Annotated in this window: 17 protein-coding genes and 1 tRNA gene; 9 read left to right on the top strand and 9 right to left on the bottom strand. The window is 72.6% G+C overall.

The genetic code is table 11. The features are described 5' to 3' along the window. Positions 1 to 15: 15 nt before the first annotated feature. The 3 genes from M6B22_RS11675 to M6B22_RS11685 form a co-directional block, all read right to left on the bottom strand. The gene (locus M6B22_RS11675; RefSeq protein WP_269441723.1) at positions 16 to 1,431 is read right to left on the bottom strand and encodes a lytic transglycosylase domain-containing protein; all 1,416 of its coding nucleotides are present in this window, start codon (positions 1,429 to 1,431) and stop codon (positions 16 to 18) included. A gap of 236 nt (positions 1,432 to 1,667) precedes the next feature. Further along, a tRNA-Gly gene (locus M6B22_RS11680) sits at positions 1,668 to 1,741 on the bottom strand. 14 nt (positions 1,742 to 1,755) lie between these two features. After that, the gene (locus M6B22_RS11685) at positions 1,756 to 3,432 is read right to left on the bottom strand and encodes a DUF885 domain-containing protein (protein WP_269441724.1); all 1,677 of its coding nucleotides are present in this window, start codon (positions 3,430 to 3,432) and stop codon (positions 1,756 to 1,758) included. 34 nt (positions 3,433 to 3,466) lie between these two features. Between M6B22_RS11685 and M6B22_RS11690 the strand changes: the two genes are divergently transcribed. Continuing rightward, complete coding sequence (locus M6B22_RS11690; RefSeq protein ID WP_269441725.1) at positions 3,467 to 4,384, top strand: haloalkane dehalogenase; 918 nt, start codon at positions 3,467 to 3,469, stop codon at positions 4,382 to 4,384. 10 nt (positions 4,385 to 4,394) lie between these two features. Continuing rightward, positions 4,395 to 4,973, top strand: a complete 579-nt coding sequence (gene dcd / locus M6B22_RS11695; protein WP_269441726.1) for a dCTP deaminase — start codon at positions 4,395 to 4,397, stop codon at positions 4,971 to 4,973. 69 nt (positions 4,974 to 5,042) lie between these two features. Here the strand turns inward: dcd and M6B22_RS11700 are convergent, their stop codons facing one another. Both M6B22_RS11700 and M6B22_RS11705 read right to left on the bottom strand, forming a co-directional pair. Further along, positions 5,043 to 6,131 carry a branched-chain amino acid aminotransferase gene (locus tag M6B22_RS11700; protein WP_269441727.1) on the bottom strand — a complete coding sequence of 363 codons (1,089 nt, stop codon included), beginning with the start codon at positions 6,129 to 6,131 and terminating at the stop codon, positions 5,043 to 5,045. 42 nt (positions 6,132 to 6,173) lie between these two features. Further along, positions 6,174 to 6,821, bottom strand: coding sequence for a TetR/AcrR family transcriptional regulator (locus M6B22_RS11705; protein ID WP_269441728.1), 648 nt, complete (start codon positions 6,819 to 6,821; stop codon positions 6,174 to 6,176). Between the two features lie 80 nt (positions 6,822 to 6,901). Between M6B22_RS11705 and M6B22_RS11710 the strand changes: the two genes are divergently transcribed. From M6B22_RS11710 to M6B22_RS11725, 4 genes are all read left to right on the top strand, one after another. Further along, positions 6,902 to 8,488 carry a flavin-containing monooxygenase gene (locus M6B22_RS11710; protein ID WP_269441729.1) on the top strand — a complete coding sequence of 529 codons (1,587 nt, stop codon included), beginning with the start codon at positions 6,902 to 6,904 and terminating at the stop codon, positions 8,486 to 8,488. Further along, positions 8,485 to 9,378, top strand: a complete 894-nt coding sequence (locus M6B22_RS11715) for an SDR family NAD(P)-dependent oxidoreductase (protein WP_269441730.1) — start codon at positions 8,485 to 8,487, stop codon at positions 9,376 to 9,378. The genes M6B22_RS11710 and M6B22_RS11715 overlap by 4 nt, the downstream gene beginning before the upstream one ends. Before the next feature lie 10 nt (positions 9,379 to 9,388). Continuing rightward, complete coding sequence (locus M6B22_RS11720; protein ID WP_269441731.1) at positions 9,389 to 10,318, top strand: alpha/beta hydrolase fold domain-containing protein; 930 nt, start codon at positions 9,389 to 9,391, stop codon at positions 10,316 to 10,318. 311 nt (positions 10,319 to 10,629) lie between these two features. Then, positions 10,630 to 10,800 (top strand): hypothetical protein, encoded by a 171-nt coding sequence (locus M6B22_RS11725; protein WP_269441732.1) that lies wholly within the window; start codon positions 10,630 to 10,632, stop codon positions 10,798 to 10,800. Positions 10,801 to 10,804: 4 nt separating this feature from the next. Here the strand turns inward: M6B22_RS11725 and M6B22_RS11730 are convergent, their stop codons facing one another. Next, positions 10,805 to 11,248 (bottom strand): MarR family winged helix-turn-helix transcriptional regulator, encoded by a 444-nt coding sequence (locus tag M6B22_RS11730; protein WP_269441733.1) that lies wholly within the window; start codon positions 11,246 to 11,248, stop codon positions 10,805 to 10,807. 71 nt (positions 11,249 to 11,319) lie between these two features. Here M6B22_RS11730 and M6B22_RS11735 point away from each other — a divergent pair, with 71 nt between their 5' ends. After that, positions 11,320 to 11,691 carry a cupin domain-containing protein gene (locus tag M6B22_RS11735; protein WP_269441734.1) on the top strand — a complete coding sequence of 124 codons (372 nt, stop codon included), beginning with the start codon at positions 11,320 to 11,322 and terminating at the stop codon, positions 11,689 to 11,691. Positions 11,692 to 11,694: 3 nt separating this feature from the next. Here M6B22_RS11735 and M6B22_RS11740 read toward each other — a convergent pair whose 3' ends face one another. From M6B22_RS11740 to M6B22_RS11750, 3 genes are read right to left on the bottom strand one after another with little or no spacing between them, the layout of a single operon-like run. Then, a complete protein-coding gene (locus M6B22_RS11740; protein ID WP_269441735.1) occupies positions 11,695 to 12,552 on the bottom strand; it encodes a MaoC family dehydratase in 858 nt (285 codons plus the stop codon). Between the two features lie 5 nt (positions 12,553 to 12,557). Then, complete coding sequence (locus M6B22_RS11745; protein ID WP_269441736.1) at positions 12,558 to 13,886, bottom strand: 3-oxoacyl-ACP reductase; 1,329 nt, start codon at positions 13,884 to 13,886, stop codon at positions 12,558 to 12,560. Beyond that, positions 13,886 to 15,175 (bottom strand): acetyl-CoA C-acetyltransferase, encoded by a 1,290-nt coding sequence (locus M6B22_RS11750; RefSeq protein ID WP_269441737.1) that lies wholly within the window; start codon positions 15,173 to 15,175, stop codon positions 13,886 to 13,888. The genes M6B22_RS11745 and M6B22_RS11750 overlap by 1 nt, the downstream gene beginning before the upstream one ends. A 54-nt stretch (positions 15,176 to 15,229) precedes the next feature. Between M6B22_RS11750 and M6B22_RS11755 the strand changes: the two genes are divergently transcribed. Beyond that, on the top strand, positions 15,230 to 15,958 hold the full coding sequence (locus tag M6B22_RS11755; RefSeq protein ID WP_269441738.1) for a TetR/AcrR family transcriptional regulator: 729 nt from the start codon (positions 15,230 to 15,232) through the stop codon (positions 15,956 to 15,958). A gap of 16 nt (positions 15,959 to 15,974) precedes the next feature. Beyond that, the gene (locus M6B22_RS11760) at positions 15,975 to 18,029 is read left to right on the top strand and encodes an acyl-CoA dehydrogenase family protein (RefSeq protein WP_269441739.1); all 2,055 of its coding nucleotides are present in this window, start codon (positions 15,975 to 15,977) and stop codon (positions 18,027 to 18,029) included. Positions 18,030 to 18,044 lie beyond the last annotated feature (15 nt).

Below are 18,044 nucleotides of genomic sequence, written 5' to 3' on the forward strand. Positions count from 1 at the left end.
CCGACCGGTCGGCAGTTACCCGGCGTCGCCGGTCGTCGACCCGCCGGTCACCGGGCTGGACGGAGCCACCCCGGTCGGCCCGTCGGCCGCGGCGGCACTGGCCGACCGGTCACTCGCCGACCGGTCATTCGCAGACGGGTCATTCGCAGACGGGTCACTCGCAGACGGGTCACTCGCAGACGGGTCACTCGCAGACGGGTCACTCGCAGACGGGTCGCCGGACGGGGATTCGGGGCCGGACACCGACGGGCAACCGGCCGGCGGCGCGCTGACCGCGGCGGACTGCGACGGTGCGGACGAACTGGACTGCGCCGGCGACGTCGACGCGGTGGACGAGCCGGACGTGCTCGGCGATGTCGCCGGCGATGTCGACGTCGCGGACGGGTCAGCCGGGCACGCTGACGTGCCGCTCCCGGTGGGCGAACCCGAGGTGGGCCCGGTCCTGGACGGCGAGGTGCTCGGGGCAGCGCTCGGCCCGGGCGTCGGGTGCAGCGCGGGCGGCCGTCCCGGGTTCACCGGCGGCGCGGTTGGAGGTGGGATCGGCCCGGGATCACCCGGCAGCACCGGAACGGTCAGTCCGGGCACCCCGCGGGCGTACACCGCCTCCAGCGACAGCACTGTCTCCAGGTACGCGTCCGAGTGGTTGTAGGCGAGCACCGCGCGGCGCTGCCCGTCCAGGGTGGTCAGGTCGCCGCCTGCCGCGCACAGGTAGTCGGCAGCTGCTGCGGCCGCGTCGAAGATGTCGAACGGGTTCGCGGTGCCGTCCAGGTCGGCGTCCACGCCGTACCGGGCCCACGTCGACGGGATGAACTGCATCGGTCCGACGGCGTGGTCGTAGGTGCGGTCACCGTCCAGCCGGCCTCCGTCGGTGTCGCGGATCAGGGCGGTGCCGTGGCCGTTCAGCGGGATGCCGATGACGGGCGGGGAGGACAGCCCATCGGTGTGCAAGACGGCGCCGGCGAAGCGCCCGTGATCGGACTCGACCCGCCCGATCGCCGCCAGCAGCGGCCAGCTCAGGCCACACCCGGGCGCGCGGACCCGCTCCCGGTCCGCGGCCTGCCGGTAGGCGAGCAGTGCGGTCGCCGGGATGCCGTCGGCGGCCAGGGCGGATCCCGGAGCCACCTCGGCCAGCAGCTGCTCGTTGCCGCCCTCTTGATCGGTGAGGACGGCGGACGGCTGCACCGCTGCCACCGTGCTCGACGGGCTCGACGGGGCGGACGCCGCGTCCGGCAGCGTCTTCGCACTCGAGTGCGCCGGGGCCGGCCGTGCCTGCGCGCTCGGGTTCTGACTGCGGATCGCGAGGGTGGTCGCGGCCGCGGCAACGACCAGCAGCGCGATCGCCCCCCGCAACACCGTCCGCCGCCCGAGCGCGGCGAGCACGCCGGGCTGGGCGTGCGTCGGCACGTACGGCGCGTGGGACGAGTGCGGCATGGTCGGTCCAGACGGGAGCGGGCTTGATCGACGTTAGGCCGCAGTCGGCCGGCACGCCAGAGCGATCGGCCTCCCGATCGGGCGGCATCCGACGCCCGGCCGGCCGGTTCGCCGGTGCGACCGAGTCACGGCCACCTGCGCGGTGCCTGCGACGACCAGGCCGGCGTGGATCAGCTGATCAGACGTCCGCGGCTGACCCCGAAACCAGGGACGGCCGCGGAGATCCGCGGCGGTGATGGAGCCGGTGACGGGAATCGAACCCGCGCAATCTGCTTGGGAAGCAGAGACTCTGCCATTGAGCTACACCGGCGAGCGGTACAGATGCTACCGCGACTGCGCGGCCGTGCGGTCGGCCACCCAGCCGGCCACTATGTCCGCCAGCACCGGCATCGGCACCGACCCGCTGTCGAGCACGGCGGCGTGGAACCCGGGCAGGTCGAAGTCGGCGCCGAGGGCTGCCCGGGCTTCGGCTCGTAGCCGCAGGATCTCGCGCTGGCCGGACAGGTAGGCGAGCGCCTGGCCCGGCCAGGCGATGTAGCGATCTACCTCGTTGACGAGGAACGACTCTGGCAGCGCGACGTGGTCGAGCAGGTAGCCGACCGCGCGCTCGCGGCTCCAGCCGAACGCGTGCAGTCCGGTGTCGACCACCAGCCGGGCCGCGCGCAACATCGTCGTGCAGCGCAGCCCGAGCCGGGCGCGTGCGTCGCTGTACAGGCCCACCTCCTCGGCCAGCTTCTCGGCGTACAGCCCCCAGCCTTCGGCGTGCACGGTCATCGACAGCTGCTGCAGCAGCGGCAGCTCGGGCAGCAGCTGCAGCCGGGCCAGCTGCGAGTGATGGCCGGGAACCGCTTCGTGGAACGCGACCGCCTCCAGGTCCCAGCCGGTGCCCGCGGTGGCGCGCAGCGTGTTGAACCAGAACGTGCCCGGCCGGCTGCCGTCGCGCCGGGGCCGCGTGTAGTGCGGGGCCATCCCGGACTCGCCGACGCTCTGCGGCATCGGCTCGACGGCGCAGGGGGCGGGCAGCGGCGCCGGCATCAGCTCGGCGGCCCGTGACTCGGCGCGGGCGATCGCAGCCTGGGCAGCCGAGACGGCCGCCTGCGGGTCGCTTCCGGTGGCCGCCAGCCGCGCCGCGACGACGATCTCCTGCAGTCCGGACAGGCCGAGGTCCGCTCCGATGGCGAGCGCCTCCTCGGTGAGCTGCGCCATGGTGTCCAGGCCGATGCGGTGCAGCTCGTCCGGAGTCAACGCCAACGTGGTGTGCACGCCGACCAGCCGTGCGTAGTCGTCGGCGCCGCCCGGAATCGCGCTGACGCCGGCCTGGTCGTCGGGACGGGCGTGCGGGCGCAGCTCGAGCAGCAGGTCCCGCCACCGCCCGATCGCCGGCCCGATCTGCTCGCGCACCACGTCCTCGACCGCGTCCCGCCAGTCGCCCGCGCCGGCCCAGTCCGCCGGCGCGGCTATCCCGGTGAACGCCGGCGGCAGCGGCGTGGCCAGGGTGCGCTCGGCCCAGTCGATGGCCTGGTCGACGAGCTCGCCGACCGGCAGCCGCCCCTTGGCGCGCCCTTCGCGCAGCCGCTCGGTGGTGCCGTCGAGCCACCGCGGTGCGGCGCGCAGTCGGGCCAGGAAGTCGGCGGCGGCGGCCGCATCCGGCAGCACGGTGCGCGCCATGACCGCGCACAGCGCAGGAGGCCCACCGATCGGCATGGCCGACACGGTGAACTCCTCGGCGCGGCAGGCGAGGCGCTTGCGGCGCTGGTCGCACACGGCGCCGATCACGCCGGCCGTGATCACGTCGGCCCGGCCGTGCGGACGCAGCGCATCGGCGCGCGCGGCGATCGCAGCCAGGTTCGCGTCCAGGGCGTCCTCGGCCTCGGCGGTCGGGTCGGGCAGCAGCGCGTCGTACTCGCGCAGCCCCAGGCCGGTGGCGAGGAACGGGTCGGCCGCGAGCAGGGTGTCCATCAGCTCGTCGGCCAGGGCGGGAACGGGCGCGTCACTGCTCACCCGACGATCATGCCGGACCGGCTAGGTTCGGCGCATGCAGACGCTGCGCACGCCCGAGGAGCGTTTCCTGGACCTGCCGGACTTCGGCTTCGAGCCGCACTACGCCGACGTGCCGGATGCGGAGGGGGGCTCGTTGCGGATGGCCTGGGTCGAGGCAGGGCCCGCGGACGCGGAGCCGGTGCTGCTGTTGCACGGCGAGCCGTCCTGGTCGTTCCTGTACCGCTCGATGTTGCCGTTGCTGGCCGCCGCGGGACTTCGGGCGATCGCGCCGGACCTGGTCGGGTTCGGACGCTCGGACAAGCCGACCCGCCCCGAGGACCATTCGTACGAGCGCCACGTGGAGTGGGTGCGCGCGCTGGCCTTCGACGTGCTCGACCTGCACGGCGTGACGCTGGTCGGCCAGGACTGGGGCGGGCTGATCGGGCTGCGCCTGGTCGCCGAGCACCCGGACCGGTTCGCCCGCCTCGTCGCGGCGAACACCGGCCTGCCGACGGGTGATCACCCGATGCCGGACATCTGGCACGCGTTTCGCGAGGCGGTGCGCAGCGCGCCCGCGCTGGACGTCGCCCGGTTCGTGCAGAGCGGTTGCCGGACGCGGCTGACCGACCCGGTCCGCGCCGCGTACGACGCGCCGTTCCCGGACGAGACGTACAAGGCCGCCCCGCGAGCGATGCCGGACCTCGTCCCGACCGCACCGGACGATCCGGCGAGCGAGGCGAACCGTGCCGCGTGGGCAAGCTTGGCCGATCTGCCGATCCCGGCCCTGATCGCCTTCAGCGACGGCGACCCGATCACCGGGGCGATGGCGCCGGTCCTGCGTCGCGCGCTGCCGGGGGCACAGGGGCGCGAGCATCCGGTGATCGCCGGTGCCGGTCACTTCCTGCAGGAGGACGCCGGACCCGCACTCGCCGCCCGGATCGCGCGGTTCATCGAGCAGACACCCACCCAGTAACCTGTCGCGCATGCTGCTGTCCGACCGTGACATCCGGGCCGAGGTCCAGGCGAACCGCCTGGTGCTCGACCCCTGGGACGCCGAGCTCGTCCAGCCGTCCAGCATCGACGTGCGACTGGACCGCTTCTTCCGGGTGTTCAACAACTCGCAGTACACGCACATCGACCCGGCCGTGCAGCAGGACGAGCTGACCTCGCTGGTCGAGCCCAAGGGCGACGAGCCCTTCGTACTGCACCCGAACGAGTTCGTCCTCGGCTCCACGCTGGAGATCGTCACCCTTCCGGATGACCTGGCCGGCCGGCTGGAGGGCAAGAGCAGCCTGGGCCGGCTCGGGCTGCTCACGCACTCGACAGCGGGCTTCATCGATCCCGGGTTCACCGGGCACATCACGCTCGAACTGTCCAACGTCGCGAACCTGCCGATCACGCTGTGGCCCGGGATGAAGATCGGCCAGCTGTGCCTGTTCCGGCTGTCCTCGGCTGCGGAGTTCCCGTACGGGTCCAGCCAGTACGGCTCGCGCTACCAGGGCCAGCGCGGCCCGACGCCGAGCCGTTCCTACCAGAACTTCCGGCGCTGGCCGACGTCCTGAGCCGGTGTCCTGAGCCGGCGTCATGAGTGAGGGCCGCCAGCGAGCTAGGGCCGGCGCACCGTCCAGTCGTCAGGCGAGGGTGTGCATCCAGCCGTGGCCGTCGGGCACCTGGCCGGTCTGGATACCGGTCAACCGCTCGCGCAGTTGCATGGTGATCGGGCCCGGCTTGCCATCGCCGACCGTCCACGAGTCCGTCGCGCTCCGCACAGCGCCCACCGGGGTGATCACGGCGGCCGTGCCGCACGCGAACACCTCGGTGAGCGCCCCCGAGGCGCAGCCCTCGCGCCACTCGTCGGTGCTCAGCTTGCCCTCCTCGGCGGTGTAGCCGAGGTCGCCGGCCAGGGTGAGCAGCGAGTCGCGGGTGACGCCCGGCAGCAGCGTCCCGGTCAGGGCCGGCGTGACGATGCGCGCGCCGGGACCGGATCCGAAGACGAAGCACAGGTTCATGCCGCCCATCTCCTCCACCCAGCGGTGCTCGGCGGCGTCCAGCCAGACGACCTGGTCGCACCCCTGCGCGGTGGCGTGGGCCTGCGCGACGAACGCGGCCGCGTAGTTGCCACCACACTTGGCCTCGCCGGTGCCGCCGGGTGCAGCGCGGGTGTACTCGGTGGACAGCCACACGGTGACCGGCTTGACGCCGCCCGCGAAGTACGGACCGGCGGGCGAGGCGATCACGAAGTAGCTGTAGCTGCCCGCCGGCTTGTTGACGCCCAGCCCGACCTCGGTGGCGATCATGAACGGGCGCAGGTAGAGCGACTCGTCGGGCGCGGACGGCACCCAGTCCCGGTCGATGTCGACGAGCGCGCGCAGCGACTCGACGAACAGCTCCTCGGGCAACGCGGCCATCCCGAGCCGCTGTGCCGAGCGGGCGAAGCGAGCGGCGTTCGCGTCGGGCCGGAAGCTGGCGATCGAGCCGTCCGGCTGGCGGTACGCCTTGAGGCCCTCGAAGATCTCCTGGCCGTAGTGGAAGACGGTCGCCGCCGGGTCGAACGCCACCGGGCCGTAGGGGACGACCTGCCCCTCACCCCACCGGCCGTCGGCGTAGTCGATGCGCACCATGTGGTCGGTGAAGTACCGGCCGAAGCCGGGCGCGGCCAAGATGGCGGCGCGCTCCTCGGCGCTGCGGGGGTTCGGGTTTCGCTCGAGGCTGAACGTCATAGTCGGACATCCTAGTTCCGCCGGTGTGCGCGCGCGGAAGCCTTATCCACTGCCGATGGCCGCGTCCGCCGTCAGGATCGACACCAGCGAGCCGACCTGCTCGTCGGTGGCGGCAAGGACGAGCGCCGGCAGCGACTTGGTGAGCATCTCCTGCAGTTCGTCCCGACTCACCGTCCGGCTGTCGATCCAGCGGATCGTGCACTCCTCGCAGTAGGCGACCCAGCCGTGGACGGCGAGCTGCGCGCGCGGGCTGAGTTCGAAACCGAGCCGGCGGACCACCTCGATCACCCGGCCCGCCATGCTGGCGCGCGTCTGGTCGAAGATCGCGCGCATCTCGGCGTCGCCGCTGGCCGCGCCGCGCACCAGCGACTTGTAGCTGTCCGGGTTCTCCGCGACGTAGCCGATGAACGCGCCGAGCGCCTCGCGCAGTGCCTCGACGGGCGGCAGCCCGGTGTCCGGTTCGGTGCGCGCGAGCAGGTCCTGGGCGGCGGCCTGCGCGACCGCGGTGTGGAACTCCTGCTTGGAGGCGAAGTAGTGGAAGAGCAGGCCACGCGAGATTCCGGCCTGCTTGGCGATGTCCTCCACCGAGAGCGCGTCCAGGGTGCGGGTGGCGAGCATCTCGACGCCGAGCGCGATCAGCTGCGCCCGGCGAGCGGCGGGATCGAGCCGGGTGCGCTTCTCGCGGGTCATCGTCGTGAGCCTAGCGCCCTATTGAACAGCGGCCAACTAGCTATTGACTCGCGTTCAATGTCGTGTTTACCCTGGACGCCATGACTCAGGTACCCCGCCGGACGGTCGACGTCCTCATCATCGGCAGCGGGTTCGGTGGCCTGGGCGCGGCGATCCGCCTCGCCAAGGACGGCCGGGAGGACTTCCTGGTCGTCGAGCGCGGCAGCGAGGTGGGCGGCACCTGGCGCGACAACACCTACCCCGGCGCGGCCTGCGACGTCCCCTCGCACCTGTACTCCTACTCCTTCGAGCTGAACCCGAACTGGTCGCGCTCGTTCTCGCCCCAGGCGGAGATCCAGGAGTACCTGCGCGCGACCGCGGTCAAGTACGGCGTGCTCGACAGGCACCTGTTCGACACCGAGGTCACCCAGGCCCGGTGGGACGAGGCGGACCGGCACTGGCTGGTCGACACCACGAACGGCACCTTCCGGGCGCGGGTGCTGGTCGGCGCGATCGGTGCGCTGTGCGAGCCCAGCCTGCCGGACGTCAAAGGGCTCTCCAGCTTCCGCGGCGAGATCTTCCACTCCGCCCGCTGGAACCACGCCGCGAACCTGGCCGGCAAGCGGGTCGCCCTGATCGGCACCGGCGCCTCGGCGATCCAGATCGGTCCGGCCATCGTCGACCGGGTCGCCCACCTGGACGTCTACCAGCGCACCGCCCCCTGGATCATGCCGCGCCACGACCGCGCGTACCCCGCGGCCGAGAAGTTCGCCTACCAGCACGTGCCGCTCTTGCAGCGCGCCGCTCGCGAAGCGATCTACTGGGGCCGTGAATCGTTCGTGCTGGGGTTCGCGCTCCAGCCCAAGATCCTGCTCGCCGCGCAGCGCATCGCCCGGCGCAACATCGCCCGCGGCATCTCCGATCCAGCGCTGCGCGAGCGGGTGACGCCACAGTTCCAGATCGGCTGCAAGCGCATCCTGATCTCCAACGACTGGTACCCGATGCTCGCGCGCGAGGACGTCACGCTGGTCACCGACGGCATCGCCGAGGTGCGTGAGAACGCGATCGTCACGGCGAGCGGCGAGACGCGTGAGGTGGACGCGATCATCGTCGCCACCGGCTTCCACGTGACCGACTCCCCGACCTACGAACGGATCGTCGGCGCGGGTGGCCGGACGCTGGCAGACGTGTGGGACGAGCAGGGCCAGCAGGCGTACAAGGGCGCGACCGTTGCCGGCTTCCCCAACCTGTTCTTCGTGATCGGCCCCAACACCGGCCTCGGGCACAGCTCGATGGTGTACATGATCGAGTCGCACATCAACTACCTGTCCAGCGCGCTGGCGGAGATGGACCGGCGCGGGCTGGCAACCGTCGAGGTACGCGACGAGGAGCAGCGCCGCTACAACGACCGGCTGCAAAAGCAGATGCGCCGCACGATCTGGACGACCGGCGGGTGCGCCAGCTGGTACCTGGACAAGCACGGCAACAACACCACGCTGTGGCCGGGCTTCACGTTCGCGTTCCGCCGGATGACCCGCCGCTTCGACGTGGGCGCGTACCGGGTGAGCGCCCGGGCCGCCTCGTCCCCCGCTACCCCGTTGAGTGGCGACCTGTCCGCTGAGTGGCGGGCTATAGCCCGCCACTCAAGCGATAACCCGCCACTCAACAGTGTGGGACGGCAGGCGTGACCGCGATCAGGGGAAAGGTCGCTGTCATCACCGGCGCCGGCTCGGGCATCGGACGGGCGCTGGCGTACGACTTCGCGCGACGTGGCGCGCGGCTGGCGATCAGCGACGTCGACCCCGGCGGCCTCGCCGAGAGCGCCCAGCACGTGCGGGTGATCGGCGCGAGCGTGCACGAGCAGCGCCTGGACGTGACCGACCGGGCCGCGGTGCTCGCGTACGCCGACGCGGTCGCCACCGAGTTCGGCGCGGTGCACATCGTGGTGAACAACGCGGGCATCGCGTTCACCGGCGATGTCGAGGCGATGACGTTCGAGCAGATCGAGCGGGTGATGGACGTCGACTTCTGGGGCGTCGTCAACGGCACCAAGGCGTTCCTGCCGCACCTGATCGCGTCCGGTGACGGCCACCTGGTGAACGTCTCGAGCCTGTTCGGCCTGCTGGCGATGCCCAGCCAGAGCGCCTACAACGCCGCCAAGTTCGCCGTCCGCGGCTTCACCGAGTCGTTGCGCCAGGAGCTGCTCATCGCCGGGCACCCGGTGCGCGTCACCTGCGTGCACCCCGGCGGCATCAAGACCGCGATCGCGCGCAACGCCTGCGCGGTCGAGGGCCGGGACGCCGGGCAGCTGGCGGAGTTCTTCGACAGTCGACTTGCCCGCACGTCGGCGGACTCGGCCGCCAAGTCGATCGCCCGCGCGGTGATCGGCAACCGCCCTCGCGCCGTCGTCGGTCTGGACGCCAAGGCGCTGGACCTGTTCGTCAGGCTCGTCGGTCCGGCCTACCAGCGCGCGTTCGCCTGGTGCGCGGGCCGGGTGATGCCGCGGGCCGACGGCGCGACCGTGGCGCCCGTGGCGCCCGTGGCGCCCGTGACCGAGCGTCCCACGGTCTCGGCGTAGGACCGCGGTCATGGTGCACCTGCCGCGCCCCGTGGTGCGCGCGCTGTCCGCCCCGGCCTACCGGCTGGGCCTGGCCGAGCGCCGCTCCGTCCGCGCGCAACGGCTGATCACCGAGCTGTCCTGCCGCCTCAACCCGGCGCCGTCCGGCACCCGGGTCGAGCACATCGTGCTGGGCGGGCGACCCGCGGAGGCGACCGCCCTGGGTGCCGGCCGCAGCGCGGTGCTCTACCTGCACGGCGGCGGCTACGTCGTCGGCTCGCCGCGCATGTACCGCACCCTCGCGGCACACCTGTCCCGGGCGGCCGCGGCGGTCGTCTACAACCTGGACTACCGGCTCGCCCCCGAACATCGCTTCCCGGCTGCGCTCGAGGACACCGTGGCGGCATTCGGCGACCTGGTTCGCCACCACGGCTACCAACCCGGGCAGATCGCCCTCGCCGGCGACTCGGCCGGCGGCGGGTTGGCGGTCGCCGCGGCCCGCGTACTCACCGACGAGGGCATGCGTCCGGGCGCGCTCGCGTTGCTGTCACCCTGGACCGATCCGGCGGACCAGGACCTGCCCGAGCGCGATTTCGTCGTCAACGTCGGGTGGGGCCGGCGCTGCTCGGAGCTCTACCTCGGCCAGGCCGACCCCTCCGATCCGGGGTTCGCGCCGCTGCACGGGCGGCTCCACGGACTGCCCCCCATGCTGGTGCACTACCACGCCGAGGAGATGCTCCGGGCGCAGATCGGTCGGTTCATCGCGGCCGCACGCGCCGCTGGTGTCGACGTGCGCGAGTTCGAGAGCGCGCGCGTGTGGCACAGCGGTCACGTCCTCGCCGGCCTGCTTCGCGACGCGACCGACGAGGCCCGTTCCGTCGGAGACTTCCTGCGGCTGCAGCTGACCGGCGGGGACAGGGCCGCCGAGCACCGCGCGGCGGGCGGCACGTATCGCGGTTGACCGCCGTGATCGGCTGAGCGCGTGCTCGAACGCGCACGCGGCTTGCGGCCGGCGGCCCTGTCCGCGATCGCCGAGCTCGAGGAACGCACGATCGCGGGCGCGATGTCCTGCGCCGGGTCTGTTCCGGGCTCTTCGCCGCCGGTACCGACCGGATCGGCCTCGAGGTCGCAGTCGACAACGATCGGGCCCTGGGCCGGTACACCTCGATCGGCTTCACCCGGCTCGCCACCGAGGACTACTACGCGCTGCCCTGGCGGCAGCGGCCGGGAACCGCTCGCGGCGGCCCGTAGTTCTAGCTGCAGGAGGTGGTCATGTCCGCCGTCAAGGTAGTGCTGGTGCTTGTCGCGATCTGGGTCGCGCTGGGCGTCGTCGGGTTCATCATCAAGGGCCTTTTCTGGTTGTTCGTGATCGCCTGCGTCGCGTTCGGCTTCACGCTGGCCGGCTCGCTGCGCAAGCGCGGCATCCTCAGCAGCCGCCGCTGACGCCTCACCAGGCCGGCCGCAGCGGTCCGCCGGTGTCTATCCGGCGCAGCGCGCCGAGCAGCCGGCGCAGGCCGTCCGGGCTCAGCTGGTCAGCCCACGGCTTGACCGCCTCGGCGGCACCGGCTTGTGCGGCGCGGGTGCAGGCGCGCCCGCGTGGGGTCAGGCGAAGCGGTCGGCGCCGGGCGTCGTCCGGATCGACGGTGCGCTCGACGTAGCCTCGTGCGACGAGCTGCTCGACCAGCTGGCTGGCCGCCTGCTTGGTGACCCCGAGGTGCTCGGCGACGTCCAGCGTGGTCGCGTTGCCTGCGCTGATCCGGACGAACGCGAAGCCGTGTGCCGGCCGGACGTCGACGTAGCCCCGGCGGGCCAAGGCCTCCTGGATGCGGTCCACGACCTGCGTCGCGATCGACAGCACCCGCATCGCCAGCTCTTCGGCCTCTGCGTCCATCGATCCACTTTGACACAACGGTCAAGTTCCTGGACCATATGGTCAAGTAGCTTGACCATATGGAGGAAGTCATGCCTGTCTTGAGTCCGGCCGACGCGGTACAGCACGACGTGCACGGGAGCCGGTTCACCGCTTACGTCGCCCCGTCCCTCGGCAGCGCGCAGTTGTGCGCCTGGCAACTGGACGTCCCCGCCGGCACACCGGGGCTCGAGCACCGGGTCTCACGCGAGGAGGTGCTGCTCGTCCTCGCCGGCACCCTTCAGGTCACCGTCGACGGAATCGGTGGGCAGGTAGAGCAGGGCCAGGTCGTGCACGTTCCGGCCGGCTCCACGCTCCTCGTCGCCACCGGGGACCGGCCGGCGACGGCGTGGGTCACCACCACGGCGGGCCTGGTCGCCGAGCTCCCCGACGGGACCCGGTTCGAGCCACCCTGGGCGCGGTGACGATCAACTCGCGCCGGACACCGTGCCGGCCAAGTGCGGCTTGCCGGACTCCACTCCGCGCACGTCCAGCGTCCACCCCGCGCCCGTGCGGGTCGACCCGATCGCGACCGTCGTCGGTAACAGCACCGGGGTCTTGAACGAGACGTCGACGGTGAACCGCTCCGGCAGCCGGCCCTCGAGCATTGCCAGCGTGCGCGCCTTGAGCCACATGCCGTGCGCGATCGCCGACGGGAAGCCGAACAGCTTGGCGCTCAGCGCGGACAGGTGGATCGGGTTGCGGTCACCGGACACCGCCGCGTACCTGCGGCCGATGTCGGCGGGTACCCGCACCTGCGACACCGCCCCGGCCGGCGGCTCGAGCGCGTTCCCGGGTTTCGGACCGGCCGGGCGCCCCGGCGGCCGCCCGCCACGGCGCAGGTAGGTGCTGCGGCCGGACCACACGCGCTGCCCGTCGACGGCGCCCTCGCTGAGCAGGTCCAACTGGGTGCCGGCCGGATGCGGCCGCAGGTTCGCCGCCCGCACCGTGAACGACACCTGCTCGTCCACCGTCACCGGGCGGTGCACCGTGATCGAGTTGGCGACGTGCACCAGGCCGACGAGCGGGAAGGGAAAGCCGCGCTCGCTCATCAGCGCGACCTGAAGCCCGAAGGCGAGCACGTGCAGGTACGTCGGCGGAAGGACGGCGCCGTACCTGAACCCGCACACCCGCGCGTAGCCGGCCACGTGCCCGGGATCGATCGGCTGCGGGGCGAGTTCGTACACCGAGTCCGGCAGGTCGCCGCCGCCGCGGTGCAGTGGCGTAGTGGCCGCCGCACGCGCGTACAGCGCGGTCAGCGAGGGCGGGCTGGTCAGTGTGGGCATGGCACCTACGCCCCGACCAGGTTCTGGCCGCACACGCGCAGCACCTGCCCGTTGACGCCGCCGGCACCGGGCGAGCTGAGCCAGCCGACCGCCTCGGCCACGTCGATCGGCAGCCCGGCCTGCTGCAGGCTGGACAGCCGGCGGGCGACCTCGCGCGTTGCCAGCGGCATCCTCGCTGTCATCTCGGTGTCGATGAACCCGGGCGCGATCGCGTTGATCGTCGAGTTGCCGTGCGCGGCGAACGCCGCGGCGGACGAGCGCACCAGCCCGATGACGCCGGCCTTGGTCGCGCCGTAGTTGGTCTGCCCACGGTTGCCGGCCAGCCCGGTCGTCGAGGACAGGCACACGACGCGCGCCTGATCACGCAACTGGTCACTGCCCAGCAGTGCCGCGTCGATCCGCAGCTGCGACTCGAGGTTCACCGCCATCACCGCCGCCCAGTGCTCGGGCGACATGTTCGCGAGCAGCTTGTCGCGGGTGATGCCGGCGTTGTGGATCAGGATGTCCAGCCCGTCGGTGTGCGCCGCCAGGTACGCCAGCAGCCGCTGCGGCGCCTCGGCGGAGGCGACGTCCAGGTGCAGCGTGGTGCCGCGCAGCCGGTTGGCGACCTCGGCGAGCGCCTCCCCCGCGGCGGGCAGGTCGGCCACGACCACGTGTGCCCCGTCGCGTGCCAGTACCCCCGCGATCGCGGCGCCGATCCCGCGCGCCGCCCCGGTCACCAGCGCGGTCTTGCCGGCGAGCGGCCGATCCCGGTCCGCGGGTTCCGCGGCGACTCCGGTGCCGAGCCGGACCGACTGGCCGTCGACGTACGCGGAGCGGCCGGACAGGAAGAAGCGCAGCGCCGAGGGCAACGACGCCTCGTCCTGCACCAGGAGGAGGTTCGCGGTTGCACCACGGCGCAACTCCTTGGCCAGCGAGCGGACGATGCCGTCGAGCGCCTGGCGCGAGGCGTCCACCACGACGTCGCCGCCGTCGGCCGGCAGCCCGAGCACCAGTACCCGTCCGGACGGCAGCAACCGGCGCAGCCGGCCGGTGAAGAAGGCCTGGAAGCCGGCCAGGTCGCCGGGGGTCGCGACGGCCCGGGCGTCGAAGATCAGCGCCCCGTACCGCACGTCCGGACCGTCCAGCTCGGTCACCTCTGCCCCGGTGCCGGCAACCAGCCCGGTGAGTTCAGGCGTGGGCTCTCCGGGGGTGGCACCGAGCAACACCGGCCCGGGCAGCAGCGGGTCGCCGGGCCGGAAGCGGCGCAGCACGGCCGGGCGGGGCAGCCCGATCCGCGACGCGACGGCCGCGCCGACCGGCGAGTTGACCAGGCTGAGGTACTTGTCGGCCATCACGCCTCCAGGATCGCGACGACGCCCTGGCCGCCGGCCGCGCAGATCGAGATGAGACCGCGGCCCGAGCCGCGCTCGTGCAACTGCTTGGCCAAGCCGGCAACGATCCGCCCCCCGGTCGCGGCGAACGGGTGGCCGGCCGCGAGCGAGGAGCCGTTCACGTTCAGCTTCGCCCGCTCGATCGGGCCCAGCGCGCCGTCGAGCCCGAGCCGGGTGCGGCAGAACTCCTCGTCCTCCCACGCGGCCAAGGTGGTCAGCACGGTCGAGGCGAACGCCTCGTGGATCTCGTAGTAGTCGAAGTCCTGCAGGCTCAGCTTGTTGCGCTCCAGCAGCCGCGGCAGCGCGTAGACCGGCGCCATCAGCAGCCCGTCGGCCCGCCGGTCGCCGTGCACGTAGTCGACGGCCGCGGTCTCGGCGTCTACCAGGTACGCCAGCACCGGCAGCTTGTGCGCTGCCGCCCATTCCTCGCTGGCGAGCAGGACCGCCGACGCGCCGTCGCTGAGCGGGGTCGAGTTGCCCGCGGTCATCGTCGCGCCGTCGCCCAGTGACTTGCCGAACGCCGGGGCGAGCTTGGCCAGCTTGTCCACCGACGAGTCCGGGCGCAGGTTCTGGTCCCGGGTCAGGCCGAGGAAGCCGGTGACCAGGTCGTCCATGAAGCCACGCTCGTAGGCGGCGGCGAGGTTGCGGTGGCTGGCCGCGGCGAGCTCGTCCTGCGCCTCGCGGCCGATACCCCACTCGTTTCCGGTGATGGCCTGATGCTCACCCATCGACAGCCCGGTGCGCGGCTCGAGGTTCGCGGGGATCGCCGGGATCAGCTGGGTGGGCCGCAAGCCGGCGAGCGCCTTGAGCCGGCCGCCCAGTGACTTCGCCCGGTTGGCCTCCAGCAGCACCGCGCGCAGGTCCTCGTTCACCGCGATCGGGGCGTCCGAGGTGGTGTCCGTCCCCCCGGCGATACCGCAGTCGATCTGCCCGAGGGCGATCTTGTTGGCGACCAGGATCGCCGCCTCCAGGCCGGAGCCGCACGCCTGCTGCACGTCGTACGCCGGCGTGTACGGCGAGAGCCGCGAGCCGAGCACCGATTCGCGGGTGAGGTTGAAGTCCTTGCTGTGCTTGAGCACCGCGCCGGCCACGACCTCGCCCATCCGCTCGTCCTGCAGCCCGAACCGGGCCACGAGCCCGTCGAGCGTGGCGGTCAGCATGTCCTGGTTGGACGCGTGCGCGTACGGGCCGTTCGAGCGGGCGAAGGGAATCCGGTTGCCGCCGAGGATCGCGGCGCGTCGAATGGTCATCTTCAGGTCCTTTCCGGCTGCCTTGACCCCAAGGTATCCGCTACTTTGAGTAGCGTGAAGAATTCTGTGGCCGCGGTTACCAGCGACAAGCCCCCCGAGTCGGGTCAGGCTGCGCCGCGACCGGACGGCCGGCACTCCCGCTGGGACGCGCACCGCGCCACCCGGCGGGACGATCTGATCGCCGCCACGATCGCGGCGATCAGCGCGCACGGCGCGAGCGTCGGCATGGACCAGATCGCCTCTTTCGCCAGGACCAGCAAGCCGGTGGTGTACCGCTACTTCGCCGACAAGACCGACCTCTACCGCGCGGTGAGCACCCGGCTGGTGCAGCGGGTGCTGGCGAGCCTGACCGCCGTGGCCGCGACCGACCCGCCGCCGCGCAAGCTGATCCACGCCGGCATCGACGCCTTCCTCGGTCTGGTGGAGCAGAGCCCGGAGCTGTACCGGTTCGTCACCCAGCACCCGCAGATCGACACCGCAGACGGCACCGTCGCCGACTTCAGCGCGGTGGTCGCCGACCTGCTCAACGAGCAGCTCGGCGGGCACCTGGAGCAGGGCCGGCTCGACCCGGCGTTCGCGCACCCGTGGGGCGAGGGCATCGTCGGCTTCATCACCTCGGCCAGCCTGTGGTGGCTCGACCATCGGGACGCCATGACCCGGCAGCAGCTGACCGCCTACCTCGGCGCGTTGCTGTGGGGCGGGGCAGCGGGGGTGTACCAGTACGTGGGGGAGCCCGCCGACGCCCGGCCCGCTGCCGGGGTCTTCCCGCACCTGCCGGGTTAGCGAGTCCGGTGTCGCGATGACCGAGCGAGCGCAGGCGCACCCGGGCGACGAGAACCCGGCAACAGAGCACCCAGCGGACGAGCAGCTGCCCGCGGCGCCCGATCCCGCAGTGCTGCGCGCGCACCTGGACGGCCGTTGGGCGCAGGCGCGCCGGAGCGCCCGGGAGCTCTTCGCCGACCCGCGGTTCGCGCCGCCCCCGATCGACGCCGACCTGGCCACGCACCGCGAGCGGGTGCTCGACCAGTTGCTGCTGCTCGTCGACGCGGGCGCGACCCAGGGCGGCTTCCCGTCCCGGTACGGCGGCGGCGACGACCTGGGCGGCTGGATAACCGGGTTCGAGATGCTCGGGTTCGGCGACCTGTCGCTACTGGTGAAGGTGGGTGTGCAGTTCGGCCTGTTCGCCGGGGCGATCCTGCACCTGGGCACCGAGCGACACCACCAGGCGTACCTGCAGGACGCGATCAACGCCCGGCTGCTCGGCTGCTTCGCGATGACCGAGACCGGGCACGGCTCGGACGTCGCGTCCGTGCGCACCACCGCCACCTACCACCCCGGGACGCGGGAGTTCGACGTCCACACCCCGTACGAAGCCGCCCGCAAGGACTACATCGGCAACGCCGGCGAGCACGGCCGGCTGGCGGTCGTGTTCGCCCAGCTGATCACCGAGGGCGAGTCCAAGGGGGTGCACGCGCTGCTCGTCCCGATCCGCGACGAGCACGGCGAGCCGATGCCCGGCGTCCGGCTGCAGGACTGCGGGCCGAAGGCCGGCCTGAACGGCGTCGACAACGGCCGGATCTGGTTCGACCACGTGCGCGTGCCACGGGAGAACCTGCTCGATCGCTATGGCGAGGTGGACCCGGACGGCACCTACCGCACCCCGATCGCCAGCGCGTCACGCCGGTTCTTCACCATGCTCGGCACGCTGGTGCAGGGCCGGATCAGCGTCGGCGGCGCGGCCGGCAGCGCCACCAAGCTCGCGCTCACCATCGCGATCCGCTACGGCCTGGTCCGCCGGCAGTTCGCCCCGCCCGGGGGCGCGGAGATCGTGGTGCTCGACTACCTGGCGCACCAGCGCAGGCTGTTCCCCGCGCTGGCCAGGACGTACGCGCTGCACTTCGCCCAGGCCGAACTGGTCGAGCTGCTGCACGAGACGACACCCGGCCCGGACGCGCGGCCGGACGCGAACGGTCTGCCCGCCGAGGACCCGCGCCGCCGCCAGCTGGAGGCACACGCCGCCGGGCTGAAGGCGGTCGGGACGTGGCACGCGACCCGGACGATCCAGGCCTGCCGCGAGGCGTGCGGCGGCGCGGGGTACCTGAGCGAGAACCGGCTGCCGGGCCTGAAGGCCGACACCGACGTGTTCACCACGTTCGAGGGCGACAACACGGTGCTGCTCCAGCTGCTGGCCAAGGAGTTGCTCACCGGCTTCGCCGAGCACTTCGGTGAGCTGGACCTGCTCGGGACGGTCCGGTTCGTCGCCGACCAGACGGTCGAGACCGTTCTGGAGCGGGTGGGTGGCCGGCTGCTGCTGCAGCGGTTGCGCGATGTCGGCCCGTCCGCCGGCGACGAGGGCAGCATGCTGGGCCACGATTGGCAGCTGGAGCTGTTCGACTGGCGGGCCAGGCACCTGCTGGAGACGCTCGCCCGCCGGTTGCGCGCGGCGGCCGGTGGCGGCGACAGCACCGCGGCCTTCGCCGTGTTCAACGCCGCGCAGGATCACCTGCTCGCCGCCGCGCAGGCACACGTGGACACACTTCTGTTGCGCGCCTTCCTCGCCGGCATCGAGGCACTGCCGGCCGGCGCGGAACGCGACCTGCTGGACCTGCTCTGCGACCTGTTCGCCCTGTCCACGATCGAGGCCGACCGCGGCTGGGTGCAGGAGCACGGCCGGCTCACCGCCGCCCGGTCGAAGGCGGTCGTGGCCGCGGTGAACGAGCTGTGTCGCCGGCTCCGCCCGCACGCGGCCACCCTGGTCGACGCGTTCGGCATCCCGGACCAGGCCATTGCCGCCCCGATCGCCCAGGGTGCCGAGCTGGCCCGTCAGCAGCAGCTGCACGATCCCGGCGGCTGAGCACTCCCGGCGCGC

The sequence above is a fragment of the Jatrophihabitans cynanchi genome (genome assembly GCF_027247405.1).
In the GTDB taxonomy this organism is placed as follows: domain Bacteria; phylum Actinomycetota; class Actinomycetes; order Mycobacteriales; family Jatrophihabitantaceae; genus Jatrophihabitans_B; species Jatrophihabitans_B cynanchi.